This window comes from Lacticaseibacillus mingshuiensis (genome assembly GCF_016861785.1).
GTDB classification, from domain to species: Bacteria; Bacillota; Bacilli; order Lactobacillales; family Lactobacillaceae; genus Lacticaseibacillus; species Lacticaseibacillus mingshuiensis.
The window spans coordinates 1-12,632 of sequence record NZ_BOLS01000021.1; the positions used below are offsets into that span (position 1 = coordinate 1).

Genomic DNA, 12,632 nt, shown 5'->3' on the forward strand with positions numbered 1-12,632 from the left:
CGTTGTCCGGCAGTAAGCATCGAGCCTTGATCACGCTGTCGCCGTTGAAATCTGATCGCGCCAAGCCCCACAAGCAAGGCGCCCGCAGTATCCTAATCTAAAATCACGCAAACACACTGGCAATGCTTAAAACGACACCTCGACCGGTGTGTTTGTTGTACATAAGGGCCAGAATCTTTTTTTTCGATTCTGACCTTTTTTCAAAAAAGTGAGAATCGACGAAAAATCTAAACATGCACAAAAAATTGAAACGAATTTTGGGCACATTGACAAACTGGGACGGCCCTGCGATGGACCGTCCCAGTATTTTTGTATGGTGCGTCGCCTGATCAGTGTGCCTTGCGCATCGCGATCATCCGGGTGGCTGTCAATAAGATCGAAACTGCACAGAAGTCGGCCGCGACCAGGAAGACCACATGCATCCCGCCAATAAACAGGTCGGGACGGCCGGCCACATAGGTCGTCACCTTTTTCCCAGCCTGTGCGCTCATCGCGCTGAAGAGTACGGTGGTCGCCGTTGAGATGCCCACGACCATGCCGAGGTTCCGTGCCAGCGCGTTCAATCCGCCGGCGATGCCCAATTCGGACGGCGCCACAGAGGACATGACGATCGTGTTGTTCGGCGACTGGAACACCCCGTTGCCAAGGCCGACCAGCCCGATCAGCAGCGCCACCATTGCCCACGGGGTGCTTAGCCCGAGAACTGCATAACCGAGCTGGCTAAACAGAATCAAGATCAGACCGACCAAGGTGATCTTGTAAGGGCCGATCTTATCAGACAAACTGCCGGCAAGTGGCGCCACCACCACTTGGACGATCGGGAAAACCATCAGGAGATACCCTGCCTTGGTCGCGCCCAATCCCCGCGCATTTTCTAGATAAAACGGCGCGATCACATTGAAGAAAAAGTTGGTGATGAAGATCATAAAGCCCGCCAACAAACTGATCGAGAACTCAAAATTTTTAAACAGGCTAAGTGAGACCAAGGGCTCGGCAACGCGCCGCTCTGTGATCAGAAACAAGCCCAACGCCACAACCGCAACCGCAAACAAGACAAGCACCAGCGGCGCCGTGAAGCCGGTCACCTGGCCGATGAAGATGCCGACAAACAGCGCGACGATGGTGACAAAAAAACTGCCAAAGCCGAGCCAGTCGATACGGGCATGGGTCTGGCGGATGTCCTTTGGCAAAACGACCTGGCCGATGATGATGGTCGCCACCCCGATCGGTACGTTGATCCAGAAGATATAACCCCAAGGCAACGCGCCGAGAATCAGGCCCCCAAGTCCAGGACCGGCGATCGAGCCGACCGCCACGAAGGAGCCGATCAGCCCGAGGGCCTTGCCGCGTTCCTTAAATGGAAAGACTTCGGTGATGATACCGTTATTAGTCGCCATCGTCATCGAGGCCCCAAGCGCCTGAACGAACCGCGCCGCCAGTAGCAACATAAAGCTGTGGTTGAAGCCGGCGAACAACGAGCCGATCGTGAAGAGCACCGTGCCGATGCGGAAGACCCGAATTTTGCCGATGGTGTCGCCCAGTTTTCCCATCAGCAACAGTAAGGCGCAGATCACGATCAGGTAGATCGAGACCACCCACTCCGCTTGGTTCATGGGAATGTGCAAGTCGCGGCTCATCACCGGCAGTGCGATATTCACGATCGAGGCATCAAGCGTGGACATGATGGTGAACATTCCGACCGCGGTAATGATCCACCAGCGATGTTTTTGCACCACTGGATCATCGACATAATTTTGCATGTGGGCACCCTCCTTCGGTTCTTGTGGTATTATACGCCTACATTTTCTGAAAAACAAAATTCGCTTTTACGGCAACGATACAACATCGAGGTCATCTTTTTACCGCCACAACGTTTTTGATACGCGACAAGTCATGGAATTTTACATGACTCGCCTATGCTTAGGGTATTCAAACACGGAGGCGAATGACATGAAGAAAAGTACATTGATCCTCGGCTTCACCATCCTGCTCACCTTGGCCGGCTGCGGCTCGCAAAGCACAAAAGGCGCAAAGGAACCATCCGGCAGTGTGCAGACCGAGCAGACCAAGATCGTTGCAGTCGGCTCCACCGCGCTTCAGCCGCTGGTCGAACAGGCAGCGCAAGATTATCAGGCGAAGACCCCTGGCGCCGACATCACCGTTCAAGGCGGCGGATCCGGTGCTGGCCTGAGCCAAGTGGCCAGCGGTGCGGTCACGATCGGCAACTCCGACATTTTTGCCCAGGAAAAAGACGGCATCGACGCGAACAAGCTGGTCGATCATCAGGTCGGCGTGGTCGGCATCGCCCCGGTCGTGCACCCTGGCGTCGGCGTGAAAAACGTAACGAGCAAGCAGTTGGTGGCTATTTTCACCGGCAAAGTTACGAACTGGAAGGCACTTGGCGGCAAGGACCAACCGATCGTCGTGATCAACCGCGCGCAAGGCTCTGGCACCCGCGCGACCTTTGAAAAATTGGCCCTTAAAACGGATAAGGTGATGACCGCCCAGGAACAGGATTCTAGTGGCACCGTCATGAAAATGGTCGCCAGCACCCCTGGCGCCATCAGCTACCTCGCCTTTTCCGCCATTCAGTCCGGCGTCGACAAGCTCAGCATCGATGGCGTTGAGCCGACCGACGACAATGTGACGACGAACAAGTGGCAAGTCTGGGCATACGAGCACATGTACACCAAAGGCGCTCCGACTGCCGGCGTTGCCAAATTCATCAACTACATCCAGTCCGCCGCGGTCCAAAACAGCCTCGTTAAGAAAATGGGCTATGTGGCCATGACCGCGATGAAAGTCGCCCGGACGTACGACGGCAAGATCGAAGACGTTAAATAATGCCCCCTATCAGCGGTGCCAATTGCGGCATCGCTTTTTTTACGCTCAAAGGATGGGCACTGCCACAATTGTCGCGCTTTTGGCGGCCTCACTTCGACCCTCGCAAACCGGTGACACCTGCCCTCAAAAATAGTGTCACCTCGCGTTTTTCTACGGCCGCCCGCCATCCTTACATCTGCTATACTGAGAGTAATAAACGGATAAGGGAGAGGTGCGCATTGACACAGACACTCGTGACGCAATGGGATATCGCAGACATCTATGATGTGATTTTTGATTGGCAGGGCCGCATCGATGAGTTCGAGCTGCGCGACCCAGATGATCCCGCAACCAATCAATACAAGTACCTCATTGGGACACTGAATGGTGTGACGCTTGAAGCTCGGCATGGCACAGACGGAACGCATCTCACCCTGTCGGACGGCGACGAGGCCAGTGAGACAGAGGCGATCTCGATTTTGACCGATGCCCTAGGGCCAGCTTCTAACGCTTGGACCTACGACGGAAAAGCTTGGAAATGACTTCCTACGATTACACGCTGATCGCGAACCTCAACCTAAATATTCGCGTTGAGCGTTTCCGCATCATGGATCCCGGATTTGGCGACCCGCTCGCCTTGACGGACATTCCTTACACGCAGGTCCAGCTGACCGAAGACGAAATGGCGGCACTGATTCTGGGCGCCAACGCGATGGCCGAAAATGCGACGTTGTACGTCAAGGCCGAGGCCCCAGTGATTTCGGCGAATCAACTGGCGGCGGTGCATGTGGCCCTTCAAGAGGCGCTCACTACCCTCCTCGACCACCTGCCGGATGCGGCTTTTCAACGAGACCGCGTGCAGGTGCTTCAGCCGGCGGACCCGGAAAACCGGGCATCCGGCTTGAACAGTTATGTGCATGTTCTAGATGACGGCGCCTTCCAAACGAAGGTCTATCTGACGTATATGCCAAACATCCTCAGCAGCATTCGCATTTTTCCGATTCGCCCCGGGGCAGTGATCAACGATTTTTCAATTCTGACCTATTAAGCAACGCAAAAGGGTCGCACCGGCAACTGAAATTGCCGGTGCGACCCTTTTTGAATCCAATATAGTGCGACAGCGCGTTAGTCGTTTTCGTCTCGGACGACGGTGACGTTCGCGGCTTGCGGTCCCCGCGGGCCTTCAACGATCACAAAATCGACGAGTTGCCCCGGTGTCAGGGCCTTAAAACCGCGTTCATTGATTGCGGAGAAATGGACAAAAATGTCGGGCTGGCCTTCCGCTTCGATGAAGCCATAGCCATGATCCGTGTTGAAATTCTTCACGTGGCCCCGCATCTTATTCAAGCCCCTCACTAAGCGCGTCAGGGTAGTTTGCGGCAACGATCGCGGCACAGCGCGCGCACAACTGCGGGAAGCGGCTGTCCGTGCCAACATCTTCGCGCGTCATCCGGCAACGCGGGCAGACCTCGCCTGTCGCATGCGCCACCAGGATCGCGACATCATCAAAGACGGTGGCGTCAGCTGGCGCATCGGCCTTATCACCCGCGATCTCAAACCCGCTGGTGATCAAGAGCTGCATGATGTTTGCATCAAGGCCTTCGAGCAGTTGCTTGAGGCCGGCCGTTGGGTAGACCGTGACAGCAGCCTCAAGTGATTTGCCGATCACCTTGGCATCGCGGGCCATTTCCAGCGTCTTTTGGACGTTGGCACGGAACTTCATGAAACCGTCCCACTGGGCGAGCAGCTCGTCTTGGCCAGGGAAGTCTTGCGCAGTTGGCATTTCTGACAGCGTTGCGTAGGCTTCAGAGCGCTTCAGGTAAGGCCAGATCTCCTCGGCGGTGTGCGGTAAGATCGGCGTCAGGAGCTGCACAAGACTGAGCAGCGCCTGGTACATCACGGTCTGCATCCGGCGACGCTTCAGATCGTTTTTGCCCTCAATGTAGACAACATCCTTGGCAAAATCCAGATAAAAGGCAGAGAGGTCGTTGACCAGGAAGCTGGAGATCGTTTTTTCGACGGTCGCGAAGTCGTACTTGTCATACGCGGCCTTGGCTTGCTTGATCACTTGGTTCAAGCGCACGGTCAGGTATTGATCAACGCGGCCGAGCTGGTCATAGGCCACACTGTTGGTCGCCGGATCAAAGTCATCGGTGTTGGCGATCATGAACCGCAGCGTGTTACGAATTTTCCGATAAGCCTCACTGGTCTGGGAAAAACTATCCAGAGACACGCGCACATCGGAGCTTGAGTCCACGGTCGAGACCCACAGCCGGATGATCTCAGCGCCGAATTGTTTTTCAACAGTATCCGGCACGATGGTGTTGCCCAGCGACTTGCTCATCTTACGGCCGTCGCCATCCAGCGTGAAGCCTTGGGACAGAATCTGCTTATACGGGGCAACGCCGTGGTTGGCCACGCTGGTGATGAGACTGGAGTTGAACCAGCCGCGGTACTGATCGGAGCCTTCCAGGTAAAGGTCCGCGGGATAGCTCAATTCCGGCCGCGCTTCGAGCACACCGGCCCAGCTGGAGCCTGAGTCGAACCAGACATCCATGATATCTGTTTCCTTGGTGAACTGACCGTGCGGAGAATGCGCGTTGGTGTAGCCGTCTGGCAGGAGATCCTTGGCCTCGCGCTGGGACCACACAATCGAGCCGTATTCGGCAAATAGGTCCGCAACATGATCGATGGTGGCTTTTTCCAAGATCGGGGTGCCGTCTTCGGCATAGAAGATCGGCAGCGGCACGCCCCAGGCACGCTGGCGCGAAATGACCCAGTCGCCGCGGTCGCGAATCATGTTGTACAGACGTGTTTTGCCCCATTCCGGCGTGAAGGACACGGTGTCGATCGCGTCGAGAATCTGTTTGCGGAACGCATCGACTGAAGCAAACCACTGCGTCGTGGCGCGGAAGATCACTGGCTTTTTTGTCCGCCAGTCATGCGGGTAGCTATGGGTGAAGAAGGATAGCTTAAGCAATGCGCCCTTTTCGTCCAAGGCTTTGGTGACCATCGGATTGGCTTTGTCGTAGAACACACCGGTGAAGCCAGGCGCATCCTCAGTCATGAAGCCTTTTTCGTCCACGACGGAAACAACTGGCAGCTTGTAAGCCAAGCCTGCCTTGTAGTCATCTTCACCGTGCCCCGGCGCGGTGTGGACCAGCCCAGTCCCTGAATCCAGCGTGACATGATCACCCAAGATCACGAGGCTGTCGCGGCCGTAAAGCGGATGCTCGCCGACCATGCGATCCATGTCCTTACCCGAAAATGTCTTGATCACTTCGACGTCTTGCCAGCCGAGTTCGTTTTTCACAACTTCGAGCCGCTCGCTTGCGACGACGTATTTCTTGCCGTCTGCGAGGACCTGGGCGTATTCAAAACGCGGGTTGACTGCGATTCCCTGGTTGGCGGGAATGGTCCACGGGGTGGTGGTCCAGATGATGAAGCTGGTATCGGTGTCAACGATGCCCTTGCCGTCCTTGACCTTAAAGGCCACATAGATCGACGGGGACTTCACATCATGGTACTCGATCTCAGCTTCGGCCAGCGTGGACTCGGAGCTCCAGGACCAGTAAACGGGTTTCAGGCCATGATAGATATAGCCCTGTTCCGCCATTTTGCCAAACGTGCGAATCTCCTGCGCCTCAAATTCCGGTTGCAAAGTGATGTACGGATGGTCCCAGTCGCCGAGCACGCCGAGCCGCTTGAAATCGGTGCGCTGCTTGTTGATCTCCTTCATGGCAAACTGACGGCAAAGTTCGCGGTACTCGTCCAGCGCCATTTCTTTGCGGTGAACGCCCTGCTTGGCCAGTTGCTGTTCGATCGGCAGGCCGTGGGTATCCCAGCCAGGTACATATGGCGCGCGGAATCCGTTCATGCTCTTGTAACGCACGATGATATCCTTGGAGATCTTGTTCAGCGCGTGGCCCATATGGATGTTGCCGTTCGCAAATGGCGGCCCATCATGCAGAATAAACGTCGGCTTGCCTTCGTTGAGTTTTTGCCGCTGCTGGTACAGGCCGTTTTCCTCCCAACCTTGTTGCATGACCGGCTCCTTGGTCGGCAGGCCGGCCCGCATTTTAAAATCGGTCTGGCCAAGGTTCAATGTGTCTTTGACTTTCATAAGCTCCTCCTAGGAATTTTGATGACTTGGGGCAAAAACGAATGACGTTCGATGAAGCGCGGCGCATGGCGCTGTCAGCCGCAGCGGGGCGAAAATGCTGTCAGGTGGTCCGCCACCAATAAAAAAAGCCCGCCCCTGACATAGGACGAGCTGGTCGTGGTACCACCTAATTTTGCAGACAAATTGCCTGCCTCATGGACGGATAACGGGGTCGACCGGTGCAAAACAGTGTCGGGACTGATACTTACTGCCGCTGCGGCTGGGCTTTCATCAGCTCCCAGCTCGCTTTCTCGCAGGTGAAACAGCAAGCGCGTGTCCGTCATTCGTTGGTTTCGTTAGTTGAATCGGTCTCTGAATCGCTGGCTTCGGCAGACACGTCGGCCGCAGTGTCATCACTGACAGGCGCGTCTTCGCTTGGCGTCGGCTCCTCGATCGGCTGATCGTCGACTGGGGTGTCATCCGTTGCCGGGGCCGGTTCATCTTCTGGGAAGATCACTTCGTTGTAGCTATCGAAGACTTCACCAGCCGCTTCTGAGTTTACCGATTCTGCAGGGGCATTGTCAACCGCTGCGGCAGGTTGGGCCGGATCCAGATCGTCGATGGCTTCACTTGAAGACGACAGGAGCTCTTTCCATTCTGGGCTCTTGACCACTTCAAGCTGGGATTCGAGCATCACCTGAAGCCGCTGACGGAACACACGTGTCTGCCGCTTGAGATCTTCCGTCTGCACGGAAATGACCTTGCGCTTATCGGCGGCGTCGCCCAAGATCTTGTTGGACTTGTCCGTCGCCTCAGTCAGTAAGTCGCCCGCATTCTTCTCGGCTTTTTGCTGAATCAGGTTGGCCTCTTCATCCGCATTTTTCTTGACCTTGTCCGCCGCTTCCTGGGCAACCAGGATACTTTGGTTCAACGCGTCTTTCAGGTCGGTGAAGTACTTGACCTTTTCCTGGGAATCGGCCAGCTGTTTTTGCAAATCTTCCTTGTCCTTGATCACCGCCGTATAATCTTTGATGATCTGGCTCAGAAAATCATTGACCTGGTCTTGATCATAGCCGTGAAAGCGGACATTGAATTCTTTGTTGTGAATGTCTAATGGTGTCAGTGCCATTATTTTCCTCCTCGCACCCGCTCAGGTGCACCCCAGTTATTTATGAATCACGTCAAGCATCACACGCAGCTTGCCTTTTTGCGTCGTGCCGGTCAGCTCACGAATCCGCAGGCGGCCAAACCCACGCACCGACACGAGGTCATGGGACCCGATCACGAGATCTGGGCGATCCGTTTCGGCAAAATTGAGCCGCACCTTGTCCCCTTCGATCAGCGTTTTTGCGCGGTTGCGCGAGATATTGAACACATGCGCGACCACGTTGTCGAGCCGCAATGAGGCCAACAGCTGCGGCGCTTCCTCCCAATCATTACGCGGAATGATGCGCGCGTCAAGGTCAGTTGGCACCAATCGGACGCCGATTCGCCCGATCTTCGTCACATTGTCCACCAACCAGTCCTGCATGGTCTGTGTCGCAAACACCTGCCAAGTCTGACCATCCGTGATGATATCGCCGAAGACTTCGCGCGCCACACCGGCATTGACCAGCGTGCCGAGCACCTGTGAATGATGCATCTCCGCAAATTTTTCCGGGTATTTGATGGTCAAAAGCGCGATGTTAAAATCGGCTGGCAGGGGCTCGAAGTAACTCGGGGCCAAAAGCAGACGCGCGCGCTCGGCATCGGGATAGCCACCAAATTCATGGCCCTCAACATCGCTTTGCCCGTCGATCAGCGTCCGCGCGATATACCGCTGGCGTGGATCCAGAAAATCGGTCAACACAGGCCGATATTCCGTTGCGGCGATCGCGATCTGTTCCGCCAGATGATCGATAAGCGGCGCTTCTTCTTTGCGAAAATGCTGATAAATGTTATCCATCGTGTCGCCTCAGACCAGGTGTATCGCGAGGTTCATGTAAAGCACATCGATCAGTTCACGAACCAACACCAGCAGGAAAAAGCCGACGACAGGAGCCAGATCTAGACCAAAGATCGGTGGAATAAATCGGCGAAACAGATCCACATACGGATCCACGAGTTTGCCGACCCATCGCCCAACGAAACTGTCCTGTGCGCCGGGGAACCATGACAGCAATGCTTCCACTGCGATCATCAGCATATAAATATATAAAACGCCGGTGAGGCCCAAGTATAGCCAGTGCGCAACCTGAAACATAGCAGGCTCCTTTCTTCAACGCGCGCTTTTCAGCGCAAAACGCGGATCATAGATCCATATCGGTGTCGGCATCAACGCCCAGCGTTGCCGCCAAGCTCCCATCGATCTGGAAGTTTGCCGGCGTCACCAGGAAGATCATTTCGCCGACGCGTTTGATCTCACCATTGATGGCAAAAACAGTCCCCGTCAAAAAATCGACAATGCGGGTCGCCTCTTCCGTCTTGATGCGATCAAAATTAACGACGACCGCCTTGTTATTGAGCAGGTGGTTGCCGATCTCTTTTGCATCGGAATAGATGCGCGGTTCATAAACGACGATCTTGGCTGTTTTCTCAGTTGGTTCCTTCATCGCGACCACCTTGTTTCCACGATAGTTCTTCGCCGCAGGTTGTGGCGCGGTCTGTTCAGTTGCAACAGGCTGCTGGGCAACCGGTTGTTCTTCCTCGGCTTCGTCCTCGTCGGGATCCATTGCGAAGAATTTGGAAAATGCGTTGCTGATCTTACCTAATGCCATATGGGCACCTCCTTGATGGGTCTGATACCCGCTCATCTCGCACGGCTCCGCAGCCTTCTTTAGTTGCGCTCCGCGGGGCAGACTGGGCGTCGATAGCTACGGTCAAGCACTCGAGGCTAAGGGCGCCTCAAGCACTTGTCCTAGGCTACCGATCCCAGTCTGAACGCCCCGCTCCGCAGCCTTCTTAGTTGCGCTCCGCCGTGCAGGTTCGGCACATCTAGCTACGCCACGTCGCTCGGCCCCCAAAACTGGGGCCAAGCGCCATGCCTAGGCTAGCTGTCCGAACCTCTCGCACGGCTCCGCAGCCTTTAAAAAATCGCGTCTCCCCCGGCGGCGGCCGCTAGGGAAGACGCGCGGGTAGATCACTGCCGGCGGTGTTTGAAGAATGGCGGCTGGTCGTCGCCTTTGTCATCGTCGCCACTTTCTGGTTGGCTTTCGAAGATATCGAAGTCTTGCTTCTTCACATTATCAAAGTTTTGGGTCGCTTGGCGCTGTGGGGCGTCGCCTTGTTTTGGCTCGCGGCGCATGTCCCAGTTGCCAAACGGATCATCGTTGCTGGCAGCTGGCTTGCTGCTTTCCTGATGGTTGTCAGTCGGGGCCGCCGCACGCTTGCGTGGGTTGCGGTCGGCATCGGCCAACGCGTCGGCATCGATGCCGGTCGCGATGACGGTGACGACAACTTCATCACCGAGCTCTTCGTTGATCGAAGTCCCGAAGATGATATTGACGTCATTGGTTGCCGCTTGCGCCACGATATCGCTGGCCGCCTGTGCTTCATACAAGGACAGGTCTGGACCGCCAGTAATGTTGAGCAGGACGTTCTTGGCGCCATCGATGGAAACTTCCAGCAGTGGGCTGGAGATCGCCTTCTTGGTCGCCTCTTCCGTCCGGTTTTCGCCGGTGGCAGAACCGATGCCCATCAACGCGGACCCCTGGTTAGCCATGACGGTCTTCACATCCGCGAAGTCCAAATTGACATAGCCAGGGCTGGTGATCAGATCAGAGATCCCCTGCACACCTTGACGCAGCACGTTGTCGGCCGCATGGAAGGCTTCGAGCATTGGGGTCTTCTTGTCGACGATCTCAAGCAGGCGATTGTTCGCGATGATGACCAAGGTGTCCACATGCTCCTTGAGCTGGGAGATCCCTTCAAGCGCATTTTTTGCACGCTTCGGGCCTTCAAATGTGAACGGCCGGGTCACAACGCCAACGGTCAAGGCGCCCATGTCTTTGGCGATCTTTGCGACGACTGGCGCAGCGCCGGTGCCGGTGCCGCCGCCCATGCCGCACGTGACAAAGATCATGTCAGCGCCTTGCAGGGCATCCTGAATCGCTTCTTCGCTTTCCTCGGCAGCCTTTTGCCCGATCTCTGGGGTCGAGCCGGCACCCAGCCCACGTGTCAGTTTCGGGCCGAGCTGAATCTTCGTTTCCGCCTTGGAGCTGGACAGTGCCTGAACGTCGGTGTTAGCCGCGATGAATTCGACGCCTTTGACGTCTTCTGAGATCATGCGGTTCACAGCGTTACCGCCAGCACCGCCGACCCCGATGACTTTGATCACCGCACCGGTGTCGTTTTGTGAATCAAGTGAGAATTCCATTGTCGTTCCTCCTAGACTTTTATTCGAAGAAATTACCGAAGAAGCCCTTCAGCCAGGATTGCTTCTTCTCTTTTGGCTCGGCCTTTGGTTCTGCCGTTTCCGGTGCCGGCTGTTTTGAGGCCGGCTTGGCGGCGGCACGGCGCGGTGTTTCAACGGTCGGCTGTTTCGTTTCCGGACGGCTGAGACTCGGCGTTGGCAGTACGCTGGACACGAGGATATCAATGTCCGTTAACTGCGCCGCATAATTGATCAAGCCAAGCGCCTGGGTAAAGGCCGGATGGCGCAGCCCCATTTCTTTTGGAATGTAGCGCTTCACGGCCCGGCCGAAAATGTCCTGAGCCAGCTCAACGATACCCGGAATGGCGGTCGTGCCGCCGGTGATCACGATGCCACCTGGCAGATCCAGCGCATTTGCCTGTTGCAGGGCTTGATGCAGGCGCTTAAAGATCTGGGCTAACCGCGCTTCGATGATCTCGCTCAAATATTTTTCAGAGATCATCACCGGTTCGGTCTTACCGACAACGGCCACTGGAAAAGTCTCATCCTCCGTGGTGGCCAAGCTGTCTGCGTTGCCGTAGTCACGTTTAAGTTTTTCCGCGTCCTTAAAGCCGGTGTTGAGCACCACTGAAATATCCTTGGTGACAAACTCGCCGCCTTCTTGATCGACGTCGGTGAACTTCAGCTTGTGATCGTGAATGACAGCCGCCGTGGTCTGGCCGCCGCCGACATCGATCAACACAGTGCCGAAGTCCTGCTCCCCGTCGCTCAAGGCGACCTGGGCAGTGGCTAACGGACTGGCGACGACGCACGTCACCGTGAGGCCGGCTTTTTCGATCGCTTTTTTAGTATTATGTAGCACAGTTTTTGGCACGGTGAAAAGAATGCCGCGCATCTCGAGGCGCACCCCGATCATGCCGCGGGGATCCTTGATATCATCAAAGCCGTCGACGATAAATTCGGTCGGGCTCAGCGATAAGCTCTCGCGCTCAGGTGGCAGGTTCCGCACCAAGGCCGCAGCGGCGACACTTTTCACATCTTGATCCGTGATCTCTTTGCTGGCATCGCCCACTGCGATCATCCCGGAAACCGGTTCGATCTTCAGCATGTTGGCAGGAATGCCGGCGATCACACGCTCGATCTTGACGCTGGCTTTTTCTTCCGCCTGGGCGATCGCCGCTTTGATCGCAACGGTCGCTTTGTCGATATCGACGATCACGCCGCGCGACAAACCTTCTGAGCGCTGACTCCCCACACCAATAATATTCATTTGACCTTGAACGTACTCGGCAACAATGACTTTTATTGAGGTGGTCCCGATATCAAGTCCAACGTATATGTCCTGATTCCCCATGG

At 55.8% G+C, this 12,632-nt stretch carries 11 protein-coding genes and 2 pseudogenes; 3 read left to right on the forward strand and 10 right to left on the reverse strand.

What is annotated here, in order from left to right; all coding sequences use genetic code 11:
* Positions 1-329: 329 nt before the first annotated feature.
* Positions 330-1,760 (reverse strand): MFS transporter, encoded by a 1,431-nt coding sequence (locus JUE67_RS11105; protein ID WP_203627834.1) that lies wholly within the window; start codon positions 1,758-1,760, stop codon positions 330-332.
* Positions 1,761-1,950: 190 nt separating this feature from the next.
* Here JUE67_RS11105 and JUE67_RS11110 point away from each other — a divergent pair, with 190 nt between their 5' ends.
* From JUE67_RS11110 to JUE67_RS11120, 3 genes are all read left to right on the forward strand, one after another.
* Positions 1,951-2,844, forward strand: coding sequence for a phosphate ABC transporter substrate-binding protein (locus JUE67_RS11110; RefSeq protein ID WP_203627836.1), 894 nt, complete (start codon positions 1,951-1,953; stop codon positions 2,842-2,844).
* A 218-nt stretch (positions 2,845-3,062) separates the two neighbouring features.
* Positions 3,063-3,365: a hypothetical protein gene (locus JUE67_RS11115; RefSeq protein WP_203627843.1), complete on the forward strand. Its 303-nt coding sequence runs from the start codon at positions 3,063-3,065 to the stop codon at positions 3,363-3,365.
* Complete coding sequence (locus JUE67_RS11120) at positions 3,362-3,871, forward strand: hypothetical protein (RefSeq protein WP_203627845.1); 510 nt, start codon at positions 3,362-3,364, stop codon at positions 3,869-3,871. The genes JUE67_RS11115 and JUE67_RS11120 overlap by 4 nt, the downstream gene beginning before the upstream one ends.
* Before the next feature lie 77 nt (positions 3,872-3,948).
* Here the strand turns inward: JUE67_RS11120 and JUE67_RS11125 are convergent, their stop codons facing one another.
* The 9 genes and pseudogenes from JUE67_RS11125 to ftsA form a co-directional block, all read right to left on the reverse strand.
* A complete protein-coding gene (locus JUE67_RS11125; RefSeq protein ID WP_203627914.1) occupies positions 3,949-4,161 on the reverse strand; it encodes a cold shock domain-containing protein in 213 nt (70 codons plus the stop codon).
* Between the two features lies 1 nt (position 4,162).
* Complete coding sequence (ileS, locus tag JUE67_RS11130) at positions 4,163-6,946, reverse strand: isoleucine--tRNA ligase (protein WP_203627853.1); 2,784 nt, start codon at positions 6,944-6,946, stop codon at positions 4,163-4,165.
* 319 nt (positions 6,947-7,265) lie between these two features.
* Positions 7,266-8,054 carry a DivIVA domain-containing protein gene (locus tag JUE67_RS11135; RefSeq protein WP_203627855.1) on the reverse strand — a complete coding sequence of 263 codons (789 nt, stop codon included), beginning with the start codon at positions 8,052-8,054 and terminating at the stop codon, positions 7,266-7,268.
* 36 nt (positions 8,055-8,090) lie between these two features.
* On the reverse strand, positions 8,091-8,870 hold the full coding sequence (locus JUE67_RS11140) for a YlmH family RNA-binding protein (protein ID WP_203627857.1): 780 nt from the start codon (positions 8,868-8,870) through the stop codon (positions 8,091-8,093).
* Positions 8,871-8,879: 9 nt separating this feature from the next.
* Positions 8,880-9,167 (reverse strand): YggT family protein, encoded by a 288-nt coding sequence (locus JUE67_RS11145; protein WP_164510055.1) that lies wholly within the window; start codon positions 9,165-9,167, stop codon positions 8,880-8,882.
* Between the two features lie 46 nt (positions 9,168-9,213).
* Positions 9,214-9,681, reverse strand: a complete 468-nt coding sequence (locus JUE67_RS11150) for a cell division protein SepF (RefSeq protein WP_203627859.1) — start codon at positions 9,679-9,681, stop codon at positions 9,214-9,216.
* 362 nt (positions 9,682-10,043) lie between these two features.
* A pseudogene (locus JUE67_RS12915) lies at positions 10,044-10,241 on the reverse strand (cell division protein FtsZ); the annotation flags it as partial.
* 80 nt (positions 10,242-10,321) lie between these two features.
* Positions 10,322-11,279 (reverse strand): annotated as a pseudogene (gene ftsZ / locus JUE67_RS11155) (cell division protein FtsZ); the annotation flags it as partial.
* A gap of 19 nt (positions 11,280-11,298) precedes the next feature.
* Positions 11,299-12,630, reverse strand: a complete 1,332-nt coding sequence (ftsA, locus tag JUE67_RS11160) for a cell division protein FtsA (protein WP_203627863.1) — start codon at positions 12,628-12,630, stop codon at positions 11,299-11,301.
* Positions 12,631-12,632 lie beyond the last annotated feature (2 nt).

What these genes read in the sequence shown, in the direction of transcription:
- JUE67_RS11105 (WP_203627834.1), bottom strand. Translation starts at nt 1,760, where the DNA reads ATGCAAAATTATGTCGATGATCCAGTGGTGCAAAAACATCGCTGGTGG.
- JUE67_RS11110 (WP_203627836.1), top strand. Translation starts at nt 1,951, where the DNA reads ATGAAGAAAAGTACATTGATCCTCGGCTTCACCATCCTGCTCACCTTG.
- JUE67_RS11120 (WP_203627845.1), top strand. Translation starts at nt 3,362, where the DNA reads ATGACTTCCTACGATTACACGCTGATCGCGAACCTCAACCTAAATATT.
- JUE67_RS11125 (WP_203627914.1), bottom strand. Translation starts at nt 4,161, where the DNA reads ATGCGGGGCCACGTGAAGAATTTCAACACGGATCATGGCTATGGCTTC.
- ileS (WP_203627853.1), bottom strand. Translation starts at nt 6,946, where the DNA reads ATGAAAGTCAAAGACACATTGAACCTTGGCCAGACCGATTTTAAAATG.
- JUE67_RS11135 (WP_203627855.1), bottom strand. Translation starts at nt 8,054, where the DNA reads ATGGCACTGACACCATTAGACATTCACAACAAAGAATTCAATGTCCGC.
- JUE67_RS11140 (WP_203627857.1), bottom strand. Translation starts at nt 8,870, where the DNA reads ATGGATAACATTTATCAGCATTTTCGCAAAGAAGAAGCGCCGCTTATC.
- JUE67_RS11145 (WP_164510055.1), bottom strand. Translation starts at nt 9,167, where the DNA reads ATGTTTCAGGTTGCGCACTGGCTATACTTGGGCCTCACCGGCGTTTTA.
- JUE67_RS11150 (WP_203627859.1), bottom strand. Translation starts at nt 9,681, where the DNA reads ATGGCATTAGGTAAGATCAGCAACGCATTTTCCAAATTCTTCGCAATG.
- ftsA (WP_203627863.1), bottom strand. Translation starts at nt 12,630, where the DNA reads ATGGGGAATCAGGACATATACGTTGGACTTGATATCGGGACCACCTCA.